The sequence below is a fragment of the Streptomyces albireticuli genome (assembly GCF_021228125.1).
GTDB lineage: Bacteria > Actinomycetota > Actinomycetes > Streptomycetales > Streptomycetaceae > Streptomyces > Streptomyces albireticuli.
This window is the reverse complement of record NZ_JAJQQS010000066.1, coordinates 1-2353: the sequence shown is the minus strand read 5'-3', so window position 1 is coordinate 2353 and position 2353 is coordinate 1. Positions and strand designations below refer to the sequence as shown.

At 53.3% G+C, this 2353-nt stretch carries 1 protein-coding gene and 1 tRNA gene; both read left to right on the top strand.

Features of this window, described 5'->3' with window-relative positions; translation table 11 throughout:
* Positions 1-220 precede the first annotated feature (220 nt).
* Positions 221-294: transfer RNA gene (locus LUZ64_RS36530), tRNA-Ile, on the top strand.
* Positions 295-1079: 785 nt separating this feature from the next.
* Positions 1080-1475: a helix-turn-helix domain-containing protein gene (locus tag LUZ64_RS38050; RefSeq protein ID WP_095581792.1), complete on the top strand. Its 396-nt coding sequence runs from the start codon at positions 1080-1082 to the stop codon at positions 1473-1475.
* The last annotated feature ends 878 nt before the right edge of the window (positions 1476-2353 follow it).

Below are 2353 nucleotides of genomic sequence, written 5' to 3'. Positions count from 1 at the left end.
ATCATCCAGTATCGGAAATATCGAATGCTCGCCATGGAGTCTACACTCCGACATTTAACCTTGAATGGAGCGAAAACAGGAATTCCCAAATGTTTCGGAAATTACCGACAGGGCAGCCTTTAACGCCCCCTGAATCAGTACATAACTGATCCCTCTTTAATGCGACGGTAAAGCAATTCCGGAGAGCCGCACCTTGCTTGACGAAGGGGCATCCCCGTCCGAGGCGTTAGCTCAGCTGGTCAGAGCAGGGGACTCATAATCCTCCGGTCGTGGGTTCAAGTCCCACACGCCTCACTCGCGAGGTATACAATACTAATGCATGCGTGGTATGCGCCTCCTACTTGCCAAGTCTCAATTATTCAAGAGGGTGCATTTAGATCGAATGAACCCGATAACCTGCCCTGCTTAACATCCTAGTTGCACCCCAGGCGTCTAGTTACGTGCCGCAGTCATGATCACCCTCAAGGGATTGATACAAGCGATGAAGATCGCTTACGTAAGTGAATGCTATTTCCGCTCTCTTTCATTCAACCTGTAACAAAGTCGACTACGGAGGGTTAGGGTTAAGAGAGGTCGCTAGAGGCATAATATATCATTATCGCGCCTCAATGGGGGCGAGTCTCTCAATTAGAACAAGTCCACCTACGCCCCCTTCTTTTGAGTATGGCGGCCCCAGTCGCCGGTCGCACCTAGGGCCCTGACTCTCGTAGATGTTCTCTTGGTCGCAACATTGCGAGTAAGTGCTGGGCGGAAAATATAGAGCCTAATCGTTTCTGCGCCGAAGAGTGATGGTCACTATCGGTAGCTCCATCTCCATGGATTGAATCAATATTTAATCTCCATGATCCAAGATCGTGGAGATGGAGTCATGAGTTGGTGCCACATCTCGATGGGTTAGCTCATTACCGCCGCTGCGCATGAGTAGCTTCTTCCTTCACCAGAAGGAGGTAAGTCAAGCGATTACTCTGCATCACTCTGGAGAGTACGTAAGCCATGCAAAGTGCCACCTGAGGGCCATGTGCAGGGCAGGGTTCATCCCATAACTGTCATGAGAGCCGAGAGGGCTGGTCATTGCGAGCATGTGCATAACTGTGTTCAGCTTGCGGTGGATCACCAGGCCCACGCTTCTTGAATGGGAGGGCGGCATGTATCTGCGAAGTCAGGATCGATTCGAAGAGCTGGTTCGGCTCAAGGGAATGTCTCAGCGGACCCTTGCTGACCGAGCTCATGTCACGCAAGCGTTTATCTCTCTGGTTGCGCATGGGCGGCGCGGCGTGCGGCCCGAGACCGCATGGAGGATTGCATCAGCGCTTGGTGTTCTGACCGATGAATTGTTCACCAAGTGCCTGCCGGATTCGGTGATCGGAAATAGTGCAACCCGATCGCCCAATGCGAACTCAGCGATAAGGAGTCAGCCCAGTGGAGAGTCGTGCGTTCCAAACAACCTTGACGGAGGAAACTCCCTTGCCTGCTAACCCCGAGCCACCAGTCCCTCGAATTAACTCTCCTGTCATGCATATGAGAGCTAGGGAAGCAGCGCGTGAAGCCCGCAAGAATCCAGGCGCATATATTCCGTTTGGATACTTCCCAGCCACGCTCGCTGGAAGAATCGCCAGCCGCATCAAGGCTGGTGGTTACCCTGCATTTTCCATCGGCCTATGGGACGCAACGCAGCGTAAGGGGACGGTGTGGGTGATGTTCCTGGGGGAAGTTTATCGGACCTAACTCACTGCTGGGCTCTTAACTCCGTAGAGAGCATCAGGTACCTGCATCAGGTAGGGCCGAGTGATAGGGCAGAAGGGAATGATTGATCTACCTAATTATTCCTCGTCTGTGACTCCTCGGCCCCGTGAGAACGGTCGATCTTGACATACCTTTCCCCGAGAATTCCTGAAAGGCGGCCCGAATGAAGGAGAATCAATATAGAGACCCTGCAGTGTCGTAATGGCGGAACGAGCACGTTTGCAGCGGGGCGGTGTCATGTATGGACGCGAGAGACATTTTTTGTTTGAGTGTGAGTGAATACTTCACCAGGTGGTTTATTGGTTGCGCCCGAGAAGATGGGGATCCGCAGTATTTCACGGGTGGTGAAGATTCTGCGGGTGCGGGCTGCAGTATGTGGGACCTGGAAAGAGGAGGGTGATGACAATTTGCGCTCGGAGGGCATCCTCTCGCTCGAACTGAGTGATGAGCGCTCTTTAGCGTTGCAGAAATACCTGGACGATAACCCTCCGGTTGGGCAAGGTTCGGTTGTGGGTCGGAGTTTGCATCCAGGCTTGGATCGCTGCTGTTGTACCGGCGTAGCGTCGTGCTCGGTCTGCTGGAGTGGCCGACCAGTCTGTCTCTGCCTTCG

Excerpts from the sequence above, each read along its gene's own strand:
- LUZ64_RS38050 (WP_095581792.1), top strand. The coding sequence starts at position 1,080 with ATGTGCATAACTGTGTTCAGCTTGCGGTGGATCACCAGGCCCACGCTT.